Source organism: Capnocytophaga sp. H2931 (assembly GCF_002302535.1).
In the GTDB taxonomy this organism is placed as follows: Bacteria; Bacteroidota; Bacteroidia; order Flavobacteriales; family Flavobacteriaceae; genus Capnocytophaga; species Capnocytophaga canis.
Window position 1 is genome coordinate 544076 of record NZ_CP022381.1, and the last position, 19076, is coordinate 563151.

The following is a 19076-nucleotide window of genomic DNA, read 5'->3' on the forward strand; positions in this document are numbered from 1 at the left end:
GATGTTTTTATGAAAAATTTTTTAACGTTGATTCAATTTTTTCGAGCATTTTATCCGCCTCTTTTCTGTACTTTGTTTCAGGAAATGATCTCAACAAGATTTCATACGCTTCTTTGGCTGTGTTCAATCGTTCTTTTTTCTTGTGTTCAACACTGTTGATGGCCCATTCATATGCTGAGTTCAATCGCACATACAAAGCTTCTTCACGGAAAACACTCCCTGGATTATTTGCTAGAAAATTGTCCAGCGAGGTCATAGATGCCTGATAGTCACGAATGGTATTATACTGTTTCGCAATTTCAAACTCTTTTTTTTGAAGACGTGTCAATAGGTCAACAACCATATCACTCGCTTCCTTAGCATATTCAGAATTCGGATATTTGTCTAAAAATAATTGCAATTTCTCCAATGCCTCATTTGTTGGTTGCTGATCAACACTGTATTCAGGAGTATCGATATAAAACATTTTGGCTTCCAAAAATGCTACCTCTGCCACTTTTTCACTACGAGGATATAGATTTTGGAAACGCTGAAAAGGATATGCTGCTAAGGTGTACTGCTTCAATTTATAGTAAGCATCTCCATACATATAGAAAATACGTTCCCCCTGTGGTCGTCCAGCATATTCATTGGCAATCTGCTTAAACAATTCTGTGGCTCTGCGGTATTTCCCTGTCTTATACAATTCTTCCGCCATAGCATATTTACGTGCTGAATCATCGGATTTCAACACCTTGTGATATTCACCACATGAGCTAAATCCAACACTCAATAATCCTATGATAATATATTTTTTAAATTGCATTTTGATAGATATAATACATTGGTTTTAATTACGTTAGCATTCCTCCGTCTACATTCAGGACTTGTCCTGTGACGTAAGCAGACATATCTGATGCTAAGAAAAGACAAGCGTTTGCTACATCTACTGTTGTTCCGCCTCGTTTTAACGGAATAGCTTCACGCCATCCTTCCACTACTTTTGGATCCAAAACAGCAGTCATTTCTGTCTCAATAAAGCCGGGAGCAATTGCATTACAACGGATGTTTCTTGAACCCAACTCCAAGGCAACCGACTTGGTAAACCCTAACATTCCTGCTTTGGAAGCTGCATAATTGGCTTGTCCTGCGTTTCCTTTAACTCCAACAACACTACTGATATTGATGATTGACCCTCTGCGTTGTTTTAACATTGCTCGTTGTACCGCCTTGGTCATGTTAAAGACTGATTTTAAATTCACTTCAATGACTTTGTCGAAGTCCTCTTCTGGCATACGCAACAAAAGATTGTCTTTTGTAATTCCTGCGTTATTCACTAAAATGTCTATACTTCCAAATTCGGCAAGTACGGCATCTGCCAATTGCTGAGCACTTTCAAAATCGGCAGCATTACTTTGAAAACCTTTGGCTTTCACTCCTTTGGCTTTCAATTCTTCTTCTAGTTGTTGTGCTGCCTCAACCGATGCACTGTAAGTAAACACAACATTCGCCCCTTGTGATGCAAACACTTCTGCAATGCCTTTTCCTATACCTCGACTTGCTCCTGTGATAATCGCAGTTTTTCCTTCTAATAATCTCATTTTGTGATATTTAAAATTGTTACAATTAAAGAAAAGTATTTTCAATCGGCAAAATTACGAATATTTTTTTATTAAATGAAGTTTTGACATCTTTTTTCAAGAGAAATCCTTTCTATAAGATGAATTTGGCTTTGGTAAAAAGCCTCACTTACAATGTTAACAGGAATAGAATAAAGTTTTTGAACTTTTCACCGTCTAATTTCAGTCTTATCTCTGCTGTAGCTACGCCTTAATAAAGAATGCGAAACAACCTAAAAAAGACAAAAATACAAGCATAAAATATTTTGTAGACTATTGTAATTCTCGAAAAAAGTTGTATATTAGCCAACAATTTTATTAAACAATTTATTTTTTATGGAAAATCTATTCTCTTCGCTTCCCTTAATCATAGGGATACTAATCGTTTTTTTTGGAATGTTCTTTACAGTAAGACAACAAACTGCAGTTGCGATTGAACGTTTTGGCAAATTCCAAAGTATTCGTCATTCGGGTTTGCAAATCAAAATTCCAATTATCGACAAAATATCAGCTCGTATTAGTCTAAAAATACAACAATTAGATGTCATTGTTGAAACTAAAACTTTAGATGATGTATTCGTTAAAATAAAAGTTTCGGTACAGTATGTGGTTATTAAAGATAAGGTGTATGATGCGATTTACAAATTAGAATATCCTCACGACCAAATTACGAGTTATGTGTTTGACGTGGTTCGTGCTGAAGTACCAAAAATGCGTTTGGACGATGTTTTTGTTAAAAAAGATGATATTGCTATTGCTGTAAAACGAGAGGTACAAGAAGCGATGGAAACCTATGGTTATGACATCATCAAAACTTTAGTCACAGACATTGACCCTGATGCACAGGTAAAATCGGCAATGAACCGAATCAATGCTGCCGAACGTGAGAAAGTTGCTGCTCAATATGAGGGAGATGCTCAACGGATTCTAATTGTAGAAAAAGCAAAAGCCGAAGCGGAAAGTAAACGTTTGCAAGGACAAGGAATCGCTGATCAGCGACGCGAAATTGCTCGTGGTTTGGTGGAAAGTGTGGACGTACTAAACAAAGTTGGAATTAGTTCACAGGAAGCTTCAGCTTTGATTGTTGTTACGCAGCACTATGACACACTTCAAGCCGTTGGACAACAAACAAATAGCAATCTGATTTTATTGCCAAATTCTCCACAAGCAGGAAGCGATATGCTGAACAATATGATTACTTCATTCACGGCATCAAATCAAATAGCCGAAAAAATGAAGAATCAAGATAGTAAATCAAAATCGTAGGAAATCAAGACACAAATAACACTTCGACTCGAATAACTATACCATAGTTTCAGAGTCGGAGTGTGAATAAATTAAACTGATTTTTAAACATCTATAAATTACGTCAACGACACTCACCTTCAAGAAAAACCAAACTTTTCAATTAAAAACATTAGCGTGACCGAGTATATTATTTTGAATTTAAGCATATTATACTCAAAATTATTTTCTCTCCCATTAAAAAAAAACATCATTTGACAGTGTAAACACTTGAAAATAATCTTTTTCATAGAAATTCTTTTGATATGTATCCATAATAGCCTATAGATGAGAAGAAAGTTCAATGCTTTGCAACTAAAATTTGAAACTTTTCTTTAACTATTATTTTGATTTTATTATTTTATTTTTTAATTTTGCTCAAAATATAATTCAAAATAAAAAAGAATACTATGAAAAGATTTATTATTATCGCTTCAGTGTTTTTCGGAACACTTAGCACAGTACAGATGTATGCTCAGAGCATTGATTTAGGAGTGAAAGCAGGGCTCAATCTGCAGAAAATTTCAGATGTAAAAGATATCAAAAACGATTTAAATACTGGATTCCACGCAGGAGCCTTCTTAGGAATAGGCATTCTGGATCAATTACAGGTACAAGGAGAAGTACTCTACAACCGATTATCATTTAAAAAATCGAATTTGGACTATATCAGTGTTCCTGTCCTATTTGAGGTAACTCCTTTAAAAACACTTTACATTCAAGCGGGACCTCAATTTAGTTTCCTTGCAAACTCAGACGAAAAATACCAAGATCTCTTGAAAAAATCTCCTATTGATTTAGCTTTGGGAATTGAGATTAACATTCCTGCGTTCGTATTTTACGCACGTTATGTGATGGGGCTTTCCGATATAACCATAGCAGGAGGACGTAGCAATGTTATTCAAATAGGAGCTGGATTTAAACTTTTATAAGTCCTGTTTTTACACCAACATACTAAATCCAAGAAAGAAATAAACTTTTCTTTTTTGGATTTTTTATTAATATTTTTCTAATGAATCTACTTTCGTTAGAAAAAAATATATATCTTTGCTGAGTAATTTAATTAACTATATCAAGAATATTAGCTATGCAACAGAATCGTTATGGGGTTATTATGGCAGGGGGAGTAGGTTCTCGTTTTTGGCCTGTGAGTACGGAAAATTATCCAAAACAATTCCACGATATGCTGGGAATAGGAGAAACCTTACTACAGAGAACATTTTCTCGATTGAGTAAGTTTATTCCCAAAGAAAATATTCTCATCTTAACTAACGAACGATACGAAGAGTTGATAAAAGACCAAATTCCAGATATCGCTACACAAAACATTGTTTTAGAACCAGCTATGCGAAATACTGCTCCTTGCATACTCTATGCGGCTATGAAAATAAAAACAAGGAATCCTAATGCAGTAATGATTGTAGCTCCGAGTGACCACTGGATTGAAGATGAGGCTGAATTTACAGAAAATGTTCTGGAATGTTTTGGAAATTCACAAAGTCAAGATATACTTATGACTCTAGGAATTGTTCCTACCTTTCCGAATACGGGTTATGGCTACATACAGTATGACAAAAGTGATAATAACAACATCAAAAAAGTTTGTAAATTCAGAGAAAAACCTAATTACGAAACAGCTAAAGATTTTTTGACTCAAGGCAATTTTCTTTGGAATGCAGGAATTTTCATATGGAATGTAGGCAGTGTTTTAAAAGCTTTTGAAACCTACAAACCCACACTTTACGAGCTATTTAAAGAGGGGGAAAAATTCTATAATACAGAAAAAGAATTTGATTTTATTAAGGTAAACTATCCAAAAGCAACCAATATTTCGGTAGATTATGCTATTTTGGAGCCTTCAACGAATATTTTCGTATTACCTGCCCGTTTTGATTGGAATGATTTGGGGACATGGGGATCACTCTATGAAAAGCTCCCTAAGGATAATCAACAGAACGTGGCAGTCAATGCTAAAGTATTGTTTTCTAATTCAGAAAAAAATATTGTCCGTACGGAAACTGATAAAATGGTTATCATTGAAGGGCTTGACGATTACATAATTGTAGACAAAAAAGACATTCTTTTAATATATCCAAAAGAAAAGGAACAAAATATCAAAGAAATCGTAGCAAAAGTAAAAAATAATTTTGGAGAACATTGGGGGTAATTATACTCAATTTATGTTGTATTACAAGACATTTTCTCTCATTTGATGTTTTATTTTTTTTTCACGAAACCTAATTAAAAAACCTTTACATTATGTACACATTAGATTATACCGACTTAATGCTTTTAGATGAATTGCAGCAGGACAGTAAGCAATCCATCAAGAAGTTAGCTGAAAAAGTAGGACTTTCCATCACACCAGTCCATGAACGAATCAAAAAATTAGAATCACTGGGCTACATTTCCAACTACGTTGCTGTTGTTAATGGAAAACTCTTAGGTAAGAAACTAATAGCCTATTGTCAGGTGAAATTACTTAGACATCAAGGCGAACTTTTTGAAGAGTTTGAACGATACATCAGTACCCTTGACGAAGTGTTGGAGGCTTCCTATATGGCGGGAGGCTACGATTTCTTGTTAAAATTAGTATTAAATGACATGGAAGAATATCAGCGGTTTGTCGTACATAAAATATCAAAATTAGAAATCATTTCAAACATCCAAAGTTCCTTTGTAATTAAGGAAATCAAAAACACATCAATGATTAAGTGTTTGCGTGATGAATCGGAGTTTAATCTAAAAAATCAATAAAGATGCATATCGCTATTGCAGGAAATATCGGTGCAGGGAAAACGACCTTAACAACTCTTTTGGCAAAACATTACCATTGGGAAGCTCATTATGAAGACGTTGTTGACAATCCATATTTAGATGACTTTTACAATCAAATGGAGCGATGGAGTTTCAATCTGCAAATTTATTTTTTGAATAGTCGCTTTCGGCAAATCTTAGATTTTCGTGAGAAAGGCAACGACATTATTCAGGATCGCACTATCTACGAAGATGCCCACATCTTTGCTCCCAATTTACACGAAATGGGATTAATGAGCGGACGTGATTTTGACAATTATAGTTCTCTTTTTCAACTGATGGAAAAACTGGTATCTGCTCCTGATTTATTAATCTATCTAAGAAGTTCCATTTCTAACTTAGTGAAACAAATTCACAAGCGAGGACGAGACTATGAAAGCTCTATTTCAATCGACTATTTAAACCGACTGAACGAACGCTACGAGCAATGGATAAAAGGATACGACAAGGGCAAATTACTTATAATTGATGTGGATAACGTTGATTTTGTAGATAATCCCGAAGATTTGGGTGTGATTATTAATAAAATAGACGCAGTATTGTACGGATTGTTTTAAATGCCCCCTTTCTATAAGCAAATCTTTATGCTTGATTGGCATGGTATATTTCGATAGTATACAGCTGAGGTTGAATCTAAGTACTCGAAAAAAACTATCTTTTTTACCGTATTATCTAAGAAAATATGTATCTTTGCGAATGTTTTCATAACAATCTCAAGTAAAAATATTTCAAACGTATTGTAATTACTATGACAAAGATAAATGCTGCTATCACAGCTATTGGAGGATATGTTCCTGATTATGTGTTGTCTAACGAAATGTTAGAACAAATGGTTGAAACCAACGATGAATGGATTTTTACTCGAACAGGAATTAAGGAAAGGCGCATTTTAAAAGACCCTGATAAAGGAACATCCTATTTGGCCATAAAAGCTGCAGAAGATTTAATCAATAAAAAAGGTGTAGACCCTAGAGAGATTGACTTAGTTATTTTAGCTACTGCAACGCCAGATATGCCTGTAGCGTTAACGGCGCCTTATGTAGCTACTGAAATTGGGGCTACTAATGCATTTGCTTTTGATTTACAAGCTGCTTGTTCAAGTTTTTTGTACGGAACATCAGTAGCTGCAAGATACATTGAATCAGGAAGATACAAAAAAGTATTACTAATTGGAGCCGACAAAATGTCGTCTATAATTGACTATACAGACCGTGCCACGTGTATCATCTTTGGAGATGGAGCTGGAGCAGCTCTTTTTGAGCCTAATTTTGAAGGATTCGGTGTACAAGATGAAATTCTAAAAAGTGATGGCATCGGGCGAAATTACCTGTACACTAAAGCAGGTGGTTCACTTTATCCCATAACCGAGGAACGACTAAAAAACAAAGAACATTTTGTTTTCCAAGACGGAAAAACAGTTTTCAAGTATGCCGTTTCTGGGATGTCAGGAGTGGCAGAGGAAATTCTGAAACGCAACAACCTGACAAAAGACGACATACAATGGTTAGCTCCTCATCAAGCAAACAAACGTATCATTGACGCTACTGCACAACGCATTGGTTTGGAGGAAAATAAAGTGATGGTAAACATCCAGAAATATGGAAATACAACCTCTGGAACACTCCCATTAGTGCTAAATGATTACGAAAAACAACTCAAAAAAGGGGATAACATTGTGTTAGCAGCTTTTGGTGGAGGATTCACTTGGGGAGCTGTTTACCTCAAATGGGCTTACTAAATGATTTAAGAACATAAATAATTACGACAATAATCTAATAACGAATACTTATGGATTTAAGAGACATTCAAAACCTAATCAAATTTGTTGCCAAATCGGGGGCAAGTGAAGTGAAACTTGAAATGGAGGATATTAAAATCACTATCAAAACCAACCCTGATGAAAGTGCTAGAGAGCAAGTATTTGTTCAACAAATGCCTATATCTGCAGTGCCTCAGATACCTGTACAACAAGCTGTAGTAACACCTACAACCTCTGCTGATCCTGCTGAATCAAAACCAACTGCAAATACTGATAATGACAAATATATCGTTGTAAAATCACCAATGATTGGAACTTTTTACAGACGACCAGGTCCAGACAAACCATTATTCGTTGAGGTAGGTTCCACTATAGCCAAGGGTGATGTACTTTGTATCATTGAGGCTATGAAATTATTCAACGAAATCGAATCAGAAGTTTCTGGAAAAGTAGTGAAAATCTTAGTAGACGATTCATCACCTGTTGAATTTGACCAACCATTGTTCTTAGTAGATCCTTCTTAATTAAGATAAGCATTTCACCTTTTTGAACTATAACGATTTAATTAGTAACAACTTAAATGATTATAGTTTAAATAACTCGTAAATTTGAATACTATGTTTAAAAAAATATTAATTGCAAACCGAGGAGAAATCGCTTTGCGTATCATTCGTACGTGTCGTGAAATGGGTATCAAATCGGTGGCTGTCTATTCCACTGCTGATGCTGATAGTTTGCATGTTCGTTTTGCTGACGAAGCCGTTTGTATCGGACCTCCCGCCAGCAAAGATTCTTACTTAAAAATACCTAATATAATCGCTGCTGCAGAAATTACAAATGCTGATGCTATTCACCCAGGGTATGGATTTTTATCGGAAAATGCAAAATTTTCAAAAATTTGTGCAGAACACGGAATTAAATTCATTGGTGCCTCCCCTGAGATGATTGAAAAAATGGGTGATAAGGCTACTGCAAAAGCAACCATGAAAGCAGCAGGTGTACCTACGGTTCCAGGCTCTGATGGGCTCATTGAATCGCTCGACCATGCTAAAAAAGTAGCTAAGGAAATGGGATATCCTGTAATGTTAAAAGCTACCGCTGGAGGTGGTGGACGTGGAATGCGTGCAGTTTGGAAAGAAGAAGATTTGGAAAAAGCCCTCGACAGCGCTAAACAAGAGGCAGGAGCAGCTTTCGGAAATGATGGCATGTACATGGAAAAACTCATCGAAGAACCTCGTCATATTGAAATTCAGATTGTTGGAGATCAATATGGTAAAGCTTGTCACCTTTCTGAAAGAGATTGCTCGGTGCAACGTCGTCACCAAAAACTAACCGAAGAAACCCCATCGCCTTTTATGACAGACGACCTACGTAAACGAATGGGGGAAGCTGCCGTAAAAGCTGCTGAATATATCAAATATGAAGGAGCAGGTACTGTAGAATTTCTCGTAGACAAACATCGTAATTTCTACTTCATGGAGATGAATACTCGTATTCAAGTAGAACACCCTATTACTGAGCAAGTTATCGACTACGACTTGATTCGAGAACAAATATTAGTTGCCGCAGGTGTACCTATTTCGGGTAAAAATTATCTACCTAAATTACACTCTATTGAATGTCGTATTAATGCTGAAGATCCATATAACGATTTCCGTCCTTCCCCTGGAAAAATCACTACCTTACATGCTCCAGGCGGACATGGAGTCCGTTTGGACACACACGTTTACAGCGGATATGTGATTCCTTCAAATTATGATTCAATGATCGCTAAATTAATCACTACGGCACAAACGCGTGAAGAGGCCATTGCTAAAATGAAACGTGCATTGGATGAATTTGTGGTAGAGGGCGTTAAAACAACCATTCCATTCCACTTACAATTGATGGACGACCCTGATTATATCGCAGGTAATTACACTACCAAATTTATGGAAACTTTCAAGATGAAAACTCCAAGAGAATAAGGTTGTTAATTAGATATCGCTCAAATAAAACTTCGGCTACACCTCTGATAAAAAACTTTAACTCAGGCGTGTGGTCGATTTTTTTATTCAATATTTTTATTTACCTTTGTAATCAACACAAAAATCAACTAAAATTCGTATTAAGTAAAAAATATAAATTTATTGAGTTCATTATTTATTTTCATACACTGTTCTTTTCCTTAGACGAAAAGAATCAAAAGTGCGAGCCGCACGAGCATTAAAAAATAAGCAGTCGGCTTCCGACAAATTTTCGAAACTTGCTTCCTGCGGTCGATTCGAACAACGGAAAATTTTCACGCTTTATTCACTGATTTTCTTAACGCCAAATCTCCAATGCCGATGAAAAACGGTCAAAATACTGAAAAACCAGTGTTGAACCATTAAAAAATATATACAATTAAGTACTGAACTCAATAAATTTAAAACATTGCTAGATTGATAAAATAATATTGTTATTTTTTAATACGTAAGTTAGAGATATAATATTAAGTCATAAATTAACAATTGAAAATCAAAATATTACGAATACAATTTCATCATTTTTTTTAAAAATTGTAAAATTCCATCATTGGATGTGATAAAAATCAAAATTATCAACCAAAAAAGAGTACAAAAAATCTTTTTTTATAACTAACTGATATATATCATTTTTTATTAACATAAACTCCCCTATTTTTGCGGGGTACTTGATAAGTATGACTGTTTCACTTATACAAAAATACAACGTTGCGGGGCCGCGTTACACGAGTTATCCAACGGTTCCATATTGGGATAATGAATCTTTTTCGAATGATAAATGGCTAAATAGTCTAAAAAGATCATTTCACGAAAGCAACAAAACAGAGGGAATCAGCCTTTATATCCATTTGCCATTTTGCGAAAGTTTATGCACTTTCTGCGGATGTCACAAACGCATCACCAAACGACACGAAATGGAGAGTCCTTATATTGATGCTGTTTTGAAAGAATGGAAATTATATTTAGATGTGTTGCAAGAAAAACCTCTCATTAAAGAGATTCATTTGGGAGGAGGCACACCAACGTTCTTTAAACCAGAAGAGTTAAAACGTTTGCTTGAGGGCATTTTTGAATATGCTGACATTGCTAAGGATAAAGAATTTAGCTTTGAAGGACATCCTAACAACACTACAGAGACTCATTTAAGAGTTTTGTACAGTTTAGGATTCGAACGAGTAAGTTTTGGAGTTCAAGACTATTCTTTAAAAGTTCAAAAGGCAATTCATCGCATACAACCGTTCGAAAACGTAAAAAAAGTTACAGAATGGGCAAGAAAAATAGGATATAAGTCCGTGAGCCATGATTTAGTATTCGGATTGCCTTTCCAGACTCTTGACGACGTACTGTTTACTATTGATAAAACGAATAGTTTGCACCCTGATAGGATTGCGTTTTATAGCTATGCCCATGTTCCTTGGATTAAAGGTAGTGGACAGCGGGGATTTGATGAGAGCAACCTGCCTTCGGGGGAGGAGAAGCGGTTACTCTACGAAACTGGCAAGAAACATTTGATAGATGCAGGATATGTTGAAATAGGTATGGATCATTTTGCTTTACCAACTGATTCAATGTACAAATCATTTGAAACCAACAGCTTACACCGAAATTTTATGGGGTACACAGCCTCAAAAACCCAGGTAATGATTGGTTTAGGAATGTCCTCTATCAGTGATAGCTGGTACGGATTTGCTCAAAATGAGAAAGATTTGGAGGATTATTACGCACGGATCCAGCGGAATGAGATCCCTGTTTTTAGAGGACATATCTTAAATGAAGAAGATCTAATTATCCGTCAGCATATCCTAAATTTGATGTGTCATTTCAATACTTCATGGGAAGAAGACAAAATGTACACCTCTGAAATAGAGTCTATTAAGTCAAAATTAAATGAAATGGTCAGTGACGGTCTTATTGAGCTGAGGGAGAAAAGCATACGAGTAACCAATGAGGGAAGACCTTTTGTGAGGAATTTGTGTATGGCGTTTGATCTACGTTTACAGCGGAATATACCGAATACAAAAATTTTTAGTATGACTGTATAACAGATATAAATAAAAATGTTAGCTTCTTTTTAAGAAACTTCGTTGAATGTTATAAAGTAATCATAGTGATTGAGTTTTTTAGTTAGTGATTTGAGAAGGGATGGTTGTGAAATCTATCCCTTTTCTTTTTGTTTTATGTAAAGATTAAAGTATATTTGCTCTTCGTAGAAATAATTTTAACAAAAACATCACTCTTTATGGATGCAATCATATATATATTACTGATTTTCTTCTGTTTACTTGTCGGATTTTTCATCGGAAATTACATCAATAAATTAAAAACAAACTCTTTACTTTCCACAACTTTGGAACGGGAGGAGTTGCAACAACGAACAATTCAAGAGTTGGAAAATCGTTTAGCAATCGAAAAAGGTGAAAAGGAAGAAATCCGAAAAGAAAAAGAGAAGCTAAGTCTTGATTTGGCAAAATCGGATGTTGAAAAAGATCACTTGATAACTAAACTCAGAGAAAAAGATAAAGAATCTGAACAGCTTCAAGAAAGGTTTACCAAAGAATTTGAAAATTTAGCTAACCGAATTTTGGAAGAAAAATCATCCAAATTCACAGAACAAAACCGTGAAAATTTAAAGAATATTCTGAATCCACTGCAAGAAAAAATCAAAGATTTCGAGCAAAAAGTAGAACACAGCCAAAAGGAAAATATCAGTATTCACTCGGCTTTGAAACAGCAACTTATTGACCTGCAAAACCAAAATCTACGAATTACGAAAGAAGCTGAAAATCTGACGAAAGCACTGAAGGGTGACAGTAAAATTCAAGGGAACTGGGGTGAGTTGGTGCTGGAAAAAGTACTCGAAAAATCCAATTTGGAAAAGGGGCGGGAATATACTGTTCAGGAGTCATTTGTACGTGAAGATGGCACTCGAGCAATTCCCGATGTGGTTATTCACTTACCAGATGGAAAGAAAATAATTGTGGATTCAAAAGTTTCACTTACTGATTATGAACGTTTTGTAAATGCTTCAGAGGAAGAAAGACCTATATTTTTAAAGCAACATACTAATTCCATACGTAGGCATATTGAACAACTTTCTAGTAAAAAATACGAGGACTTATATACTCAAAGTCCTGATTTTGTGTTGATGTTTATTCCCATTGAACCTGCTTTTGCGGTAGCTCTACAAGAAGATGAATCGCTCTACACCAAAGCCTTTGCTCAAAACATTGTAATCGTGACTCCAACGACCTTATTGGCTACTCTTCGCACCATTGACTCCATGTGGACAAATCAAAAACAACAAGAAAACGCCTATGAAATTTCGCGTCAGGCAGGGGCTTTGTATGACAAATTTGAAGGCTTCGTCTCTGATTTGATTAAAATCGGTAAAAAAATGGATGAAGCGAAAGGGGAATATAGCAACGCTATGAATAAACTTGTAGAAGGAAAAGGAAATCTGGTACGTAGCGTTGAACGGCTAAGAGCTATGGGGGTAAAATCTAAAAAATCCTTACCCGAAGCTATTTTAAAAAGAGCTTTGCCTACAGATGAATGGAATGAGGAATAAAAATGCTATTCGAGGAATCAAAAAAGTTTTAGATTCCTCAAATAGCTCTTTTTGAATTATTTATCTAAATTCCAGTGTAATTTTCTGGCTTGATGGCTTTTAACTCGGCTTTTATAACGTCAGAAACTTCCAGGGTTTCGATGAACGTTGCTATGGTTTGTTGATTAATTTTTTCGTTCGTACGTGTTAATCCTTTGAGGGATTCATACGGATTTGGATAACCTTCACGACGCAGGATCGTTTGAATAGCTTCTGCCACTACTGACCAATTTTGCTCCAAATCCCAACGAATTTTTTCTTCATTCAATAGCAATTTGTTCAGCCCTTTGAGGGTTGCTTTAAGTCCAATGAGCGTGTGTCCAAAAGGAACTCCTATATTTCTGAGTACGGTACTATCGGTCAAATCACGCTGTAAGCGAGAAATGGGTAATTTTGCAGACAAATGTTCAAAAATGGCATTTGCAATTCCTAGATTTCCTTCTGAATTTTCGAAATCGATAGGATTGACTTTATGTGGCATCGCTGATGATCCTACTTCACCTGCTTTGATTTTCTGTTTAAAATAATCCATTGAAATATACGTCCATACATCACGGTTGAAGTCTATCAGTATGGTATTAATACGTTTGAAAGCATCAAACATTGCTGCTAAATGATCATAATGCTCAATTTGCGTGGTTGGAAATGAATGGTGTAGCCCTAATTTTTGTTCTACAAATTGAGTTCCAAAAGCCTTCCAATCAATAGCTGGATATGCAACCTTATGAGCGTTATAATTCCCTGTGGCTCCTCCGAATTTTGCAGCAAACGGAACAGCCTTTAATTGTTTTATTTGTTCTTCAATACGTTTTTTAAAAACCTCAAATTCTTTCCCTAAACGAGTGGGTGATGCAGGTTGTCCGTGAGTGCGTGCCAATAGTGGAATATCTTTCCATTCATCAATCAACTGAGCCAATTTATCTATCACACCTTGTAATTCAACATAATAAACATTTGAAGTAGCTTCTTTTAGCGAAAGCGGAACAGCTGTATTATTAATATCTTGTGAAGTTAAACCAAAGTGAATAAATTCTTTAAACTGGGAAATATTCAATCTGTCAAATGCGGCTTTGATAAAATATTCAACCGCTTTAACATCGTGATTAGTAGTTTTTTCAATATTTTTAACCTCCTTTGCTGCCTCTTGATCAAAATTTATATACAAATTTCTCAATTCAGGAAATAATTCAGTAGGGAATCCTTCCAACTGTGGCAATGGCAACTCACAAAGAGCAATGAAATATTCAATTTCAACCAAAACTCGATATCTAATAAGAGCTTCTTCCGAAAAATAAGGAATCAAGGAAGTTGTTTTATCGGCATAACGACCGTCAATAGGAGATATAGCTTGTAATGACATTGTGCTTTATGTTTTAAAAATAAGGTACAAATATAGAAAAATATTTGTTACCTCTCATGGTTTTTACGTACTTTTGTGATCTCAAAACAACTATTCTATGGAGAAAGATTTAGGAAATTACCGAAAAATTTATGATAAAAAAGTTCTTGTTGAGAATGATATCCCTGAAAATCCATTGCAATTGTTTCAAACGTGGTTTTACGAAGTAGAAGAAAGTGGCGGAGTGGACGAACCTAATGCAATGACGGTTTCAACCATAGGCTTGGACGGTTTTCCCAAAGCCCGAGTGGTATTGCTAAAAAAATACACTCACGAAGGATTTATTTTCTTTACCAACTACTCAAGTGAAAAAGGCAAAGCCATTGAAGTTCACCCAAATGTATGTCTTTCATTTTTTTGGGCTAATATGGAACGACAAGTAATTATCAAGGGAATAGCTGAAAAATTACCTGAAAATTTATCTGATGGTTATTTTGAATCGCGACCTCTCGGAAGTAAATTAGGAGCTTTAGTTTCGCCTCAAAGTGAGGTGATTTCAAGTCGTCACTATTTGGAAGAAACACTAGAAAATCTTGAAAAAGAATACATCAACAAAGAAGTGCTACGTCCATCATACTGGGGGGGATATTTAGTTCGTCCACAATCCATTGAGTTTTGGCAGGGTCGTCCTAATCGTTTACACGACCGAATACGATATACACTAACGGACGATTATGATTGGAGAATAGAACGATTAGCACCATAATAACAGAAAAAACTGTTAAAAAAAGCACAAAAACTTCATGCCCTACAGAAAAAAAATACCTTTGCAGACAAAAATATATTATGAATTTTACAAGATTGACACAAAAAATTACGATTGCTTTTTTAGTTGCAATCACGTTTGTGAGTTGTTCTAAAGACGGAAAAGAAGATGACACAACTCCGCTATCTCGAGAAGAAGCAAAACAATTCATTGAGCAAACAACTGATAATTTTTACAATTGTCTTAAAGATTTAAACGATGGAGGCTTTTCTAATTTCTTCTACGAGAGTTTTTTTACCATTGCCGAAACAGTAACAACAACTCATACATACGGAAATCCTCCTTATGAATATGTTTATACTCAAGTAGAAAATCACTCTTGGATGAGTATCTTATCTGATGCTTTTGAAGATCAGTATGGTGATGTGTTTGATGACTCTTTTAATTATCAATTAATGAAAGGAGTCTACACTTGGGACAATACATCTAAAAAATGGAAGAAAAGCAACGGAAATAACATAACTTTGCATTTCCCTTCAAAAAAAGACGCAACTACTAACAACGCCACACTGATTTTAGATGGCTATACAGACCAAACATTCACAATTGAAGGTAAAGAAGTTAAGTTGCCTAAAAGAGGGAATATTTCAGTTACCGTTGATTCTTCTAAAATTTTCAGCATAAAGGTAAATGATGTCGCATACATGCAGACAGGAGAATCAATCATGATTGAAAAAGCAGATATTGAAGCATATGCAAACCCATTTACTGCAAATCTAAAATGGAATAAAACCAGTGAAAATATATTCAGATTAGACTTTGTTTTCAGTTCTCCAAACGCGTGTTCTACATCATTGAAAGGAGAAGTAAAGCTAACTCACACCGACATTGAAAATATCAATCCAGAATCAGATATCGAAAAAATCACTTTAGAAATATCTCATAATGAATTAATAATCAGAAGTTTAGCTGATTTAAAAGGACTTTATGGTTCCAAAAAGAACATCGATGATATGTCAGCTGAAGAAATTAACTCATTCATCAAATCAGAGGTGTTCAAAAACTCAAAAAAGATAGCTGATTTAAAACTTGAAAAAGATAATACTGAAAAATTAATTCCTTATTTGATTTTTGAAGATGGTTCAAAAGAGAAAGCTGAGAATTTCGTTTCAGACTTTCCTGAAAGAGTAGAAAAGATTTTCAAAAGATTTTTTGAAGGAAGAAAATAATGAATAAAATAATCATTTTTTTTACAATATTGTTTATAGCAAACATTGCTCTCGCTCAACAGGAGAGCAATGTTTCTTTTGTTACAACACAAAAGCATCAGGTTGGAATTGGTATATCTAAATTCGTGAATATGGCCTTTCCGAGTGACGCTAATGCTTTTTTGTTTGAATACAAATACTCTCCTAAGGAAAAACTCGGTTATCGCTTGGCTGGAGATTATCGAATAGAAACTACAGATGATGCCATTTACGATATTGGTCTAAAAATTGGGGTAGAAACAATATTTAAACAAAGTGGAAATTGGTCGTTCTACTATGGAATCGACCTATGGGGAAGGCATATTGATTATACTTCGCGAAAGCAGCGAACTAAAACACTAGCAATCAATCCTTTTTTTGGAATTTTATATAGAATTAGTAAGCACTTTTCTATATGTACGGAACCTGGATTCTTTATAAAATACAGTGTTACAAAGGATAACAATACTTTCGACTTGAAAAAAACTTCAGCATGGTTTGAAAGTCGGTTAGCAAAAATAGGCTACATTCAATTTAATTTTCATTTCTGATGATAGAAAACACCATTTATAAGAGCTACATAACCACACCCATCGGGGAATTGTTAGCATGTGTTTCTTCCCATGGAGTTTGTATGTTAGATTTTTATGACAATGAACAAACCGAAATAGAATTAGATAAGTTAAAAAAATGCTTTCAAGCCTCTATTGTTGAAGAAAAAACACCTCTATTTTTAGAGTTAGAAAAGCAACTAAAAGCCTACTTTTCAAAGGAAATCACCGAGTTTAATTTACCTTTAGATCTTCGCGGTACGGATTTTCAACAACGAGTGTGGGAATCACTTCTCAACATTCCTTACGGAAAAACGATTTCATATAAAGAACAAGCTATCACTTTAGGTAACATCAAGGGGATTCGGGCAGTTGCCTCCGCCAACGGAATGAATCCAGTTGCGATTATTGTTCCATGCCATCGAGTAATTGGTCAAAATGGCTCCCTCATAGGCTATGCAGGAGGGCTCTGGCGTAAGAAGTTTTTACTTGAATTGGAAAGCAACCAACTGATATTGTATTAAAAACCGGAAAACAAGCTAATTTTACAAATCCAAAAAGAGATTGTTCCAAAAGACAATCTCTTTTTGGATTATAAACTTTATGAACCCTTATCAAACGTGTAACGCTCTATTATCGGTTGCTGCTAAAGCAGCTTCTTTAATAGCTTCTGTAAAAGTTGGGTGAGCATGACTGATACGAGAGATATCCTCGGCACTTGCTTTGAATTCCATTGCGGTCACGGCTTCTGCAATCATATCGGCAGCACGAGCTCCAATCATATGCACTCCCAAAATTTCATCCGTTGTTGCATCAGCTAAAATTTTGACGAAGCCATCAATATCCATGCTCGCTCGGGCACGTCCCAAGGCACGCATTGGGAATTGACCCACTTTGAAGGCAACTCCTTCAGCTTTCAACTGTTCTTCCGTTTTTCCGACAGCTGCCACCTCTGGCCATGTATAAACCACTCCTGGAATGAGATTATAGTCAATGTGTGGTTTTTGTCCTGCCAATTGCTCAGCCACCAAAACCCCTTCTTCTTCTGCTTTGTGGGCAAGCATCGCTCCTCGAACCACATCTCCTATGGCATAAATATTAGGTACCGAGGTTTGCAAATGACTATTTACCTCTACCCTACCTCGCTCATCTTTTTTCACTCCTACCGCTTCAAGATTTAATCCTTCGGTATAGGGACGACGACCAACAGCTACTAAACAGTAATCCCCTTGCAAACTAACTTCTTCGCCTTTGCTATTAGTAGCCTTAACATTTACTACCTCACCTGAACGTGAAACTTCTTTAACTTGGTGACTTGTGTAAAACTTAAAACCTTGTTTTTTAAGTACCTTTGTGAGTTCTTTTCCTAAACCTTTATCCATCGTAGGAATAATACTATCCATATATTCCACTACGGAAACTTCTGCGCCCAAACGTCTATACACTTGACCTAATTCTAATCCAATAACTCCTCCTCCTATAACTATCAAATGTTTAGGGATTTCTTTAAGTTTTAAAGCTTCTGTTGAAGTTATGATTCTCTCTTTATCAACGGTTATGAATGGTAAGGTCGAAGGTTTTGAACCTGTAGCAATGATGATATATTTTGCCTCAATTTCCTCAACTTGGTTTTCATTCGTAATCTTAAGTTGGGTATTACTCACGAAACTCCCTACTCCATGGAATACATCAATTTTATTTTTATCCATCAAAAAATTGATACCTGCACACGTTTGCTCTACTACGGCCTTTTTACGATCAATCATTTTTTCTAAACTGATTTTTACCTCACCAGTGATTTCAATTCCGTGAGCCGCAAAATGTTTTAGGGCATCTTCGTAGTGATGTGATGAATCTAACAAAGCTTTTGAAGGGATACATCCTACATTCAAACAGGTACCTCCTAAGGTGTTGTATTTTTCAACAATTGCAGTTTTAAATCCCAACTGAGCCGAACGAATCGCAGCTACGTATCCTCCAGGCCCTGAACCGATGACTACAACATCATATTTTTTCATATATTTTCTTTATTTTTTGTATTAGAACCACAAACTTACGAATAAAAAAGAAAGATTACAAGGATTTAGAATCAATCATTGTTA

The 19076-nt window shown here is 35.4% G+C and carries 18 protein-coding genes; 14 read left to right on the forward strand and 4 right to left on the reverse strand.

What is annotated here, in order from left to right; all coding sequences use genetic code 11:
- Positions 1-7 precede the first annotated feature (7 nt).
- Complete coding sequence (locus CGC52_RS02295) at positions 8-805, reverse strand: outer membrane protein assembly factor BamD (RefSeq protein ID WP_095893327.1); 798 nt, start codon at positions 803-805, stop codon at positions 8-10.
- A 28-nt stretch (positions 806-833) separates the two neighbouring features.
- A complete protein-coding gene (gene fabG, locus CGC52_RS02300; protein WP_095893328.1) occupies positions 834-1580 on the reverse strand; it encodes a 3-oxoacyl-[acyl-carrier-protein] reductase in 747 nt (248 codons plus the stop codon).
- 354 nt (positions 1581-1934) lie between these two features.
- Between fabG and CGC52_RS02305 the strand changes: the two genes are divergently transcribed.
- The 10 genes from CGC52_RS02305 to rmuC all read left to right on the forward strand — a co-directional run bounded on the left by CGC52_RS02305 (position 1935) and on the right by rmuC (position 13032).
- Positions 1935-2864, forward strand: a complete 930-nt coding sequence (locus tag CGC52_RS02305; RefSeq protein ID WP_369800737.1) for an SPFH domain-containing protein — start codon at positions 1935-1937, stop codon at positions 2862-2864.
- A 428-nt stretch (positions 2865-3292) separates the two neighbouring features.
- Positions 3293-3814, forward strand: a complete 522-nt coding sequence (locus tag CGC52_RS02310; protein ID WP_052458347.1) for a porin family protein — start codon at positions 3293-3295, stop codon at positions 3812-3814.
- A 155-nt stretch (positions 3815-3969) separates the two neighbouring features.
- Positions 3970-5049 carry a mannose-1-phosphate guanylyltransferase gene (locus tag CGC52_RS02315; protein ID WP_095893329.1) on the forward strand — a complete coding sequence of 360 codons (1080 nt, stop codon included), beginning with the start codon at positions 3970-3972 and terminating at the stop codon, positions 5047-5049.
- A 92-nt stretch (positions 5050-5141) separates the two neighbouring features.
- The gene (locus CGC52_RS02320; RefSeq protein ID WP_042008799.1) at positions 5142-5639 is read left to right on the forward strand and encodes an Lrp/AsnC family transcriptional regulator; all 498 of its coding nucleotides are present in this window, start codon (positions 5142-5144) and stop codon (positions 5637-5639) included.
- Positions 5640-5641: 2 nt separating this feature from the next.
- Positions 5642-6256, forward strand: a complete 615-nt coding sequence (locus tag CGC52_RS02325) for a deoxynucleoside kinase (protein WP_095893330.1) — start codon at positions 5642-5644, stop codon at positions 6254-6256.
- 191 nt (positions 6257-6447) lie between these two features.
- The gene (locus tag CGC52_RS02330; protein ID WP_095893331.1) at positions 6448-7437 is read left to right on the forward strand and encodes a beta-ketoacyl-ACP synthase III; all 990 of its coding nucleotides are present in this window, start codon (positions 6448-6450) and stop codon (positions 7435-7437) included.
- Between the two features lie 50 nt (positions 7438-7487).
- Positions 7488-7982 (forward strand): acetyl-CoA carboxylase biotin carboxyl carrier protein, encoded by a 495-nt coding sequence (gene accB, locus CGC52_RS02335; protein WP_095893332.1) that lies wholly within the window; start codon positions 7488-7490, stop codon positions 7980-7982.
- A gap of 93 nt (positions 7983-8075) precedes the next feature.
- Positions 8076-9425 carry an acetyl-CoA carboxylase biotin carboxylase subunit gene (accC, locus tag CGC52_RS02340; protein ID WP_042008789.1) on the forward strand — a complete coding sequence of 450 codons (1350 nt, stop codon included), beginning with the start codon at positions 8076-8078 and terminating at the stop codon, positions 9423-9425.
- Between the two features lie 716 nt (positions 9426-10141).
- Complete coding sequence (gene hemN / locus CGC52_RS02345) at positions 10142-11506, forward strand: oxygen-independent coproporphyrinogen III oxidase (protein ID WP_042008786.1); 1365 nt, start codon at positions 10142-10144, stop codon at positions 11504-11506.
- 197 nt (positions 11507-11703) lie between these two features.
- Positions 11704-13032: a DNA recombination protein RmuC gene (rmuC, locus tag CGC52_RS02350; protein WP_095893333.1), complete on the forward strand. Its 1329-nt coding sequence runs from the start codon at positions 11704-11706 to the stop codon at positions 13030-13032.
- Between the two features lie 64 nt (positions 13033-13096).
- On the opposite strand, the gene purB is transcribed toward rmuC, so the two are convergent.
- Positions 13097-14431 carry an adenylosuccinate lyase gene (gene purB / locus CGC52_RS02355; protein WP_095893334.1) on the reverse strand — a complete coding sequence of 445 codons (1335 nt, stop codon included), beginning with the start codon at positions 14429-14431 and terminating at the stop codon, positions 13097-13099.
- 97 nt (positions 14432-14528) lie between these two features.
- Here purB and pdxH point away from each other — a divergent pair, with 97 nt between their 5' ends.
- The 4 genes from pdxH (at position 14529) to CGC52_RS02375 (ending at position 17498) form a co-directional block, all read left to right on the forward strand.
- The gene (gene pdxH, locus CGC52_RS02360) at positions 14529-15176 is read left to right on the forward strand and encodes a pyridoxamine 5'-phosphate oxidase (protein ID WP_095893335.1); all 648 of its coding nucleotides are present in this window, start codon (positions 14529-14531) and stop codon (positions 15174-15176) included.
- 80 nt (positions 15177-15256) lie between these two features.
- A complete protein-coding gene (locus CGC52_RS02365) occupies positions 15257-16405 on the forward strand; it encodes a hypothetical protein (RefSeq protein ID WP_095893336.1) in 1149 nt (382 codons plus the stop codon).
- Entirely contained in the window at positions 16405-16974 is a 570-nt protein-coding gene (locus CGC52_RS02370) for a hypothetical protein (RefSeq protein ID WP_042008772.1), read from the forward strand. The genes CGC52_RS02365 and CGC52_RS02370 overlap by 1 nt, the downstream gene beginning before the upstream one ends.
- A complete protein-coding gene (locus tag CGC52_RS02375; protein ID WP_095893337.1) occupies positions 16974-17498 on the forward strand; it encodes a methylated-DNA--[protein]-cysteine S-methyltransferase in 525 nt (174 codons plus the stop codon). The genes CGC52_RS02370 and CGC52_RS02375 overlap by 1 nt, the downstream gene beginning before the upstream one ends.
- A 90-nt stretch (positions 17499-17588) precedes the next feature.
- Here the strand turns inward: CGC52_RS02375 and lpdA are convergent, their stop codons facing one another.
- Positions 17589-18992: a dihydrolipoyl dehydrogenase gene (gene lpdA, locus CGC52_RS02380; RefSeq protein ID WP_095893338.1), complete on the reverse strand. Its 1404-nt coding sequence runs from the start codon at positions 18990-18992 to the stop codon at positions 17589-17591.
- Positions 18993-19076 lie beyond the last annotated feature (84 nt).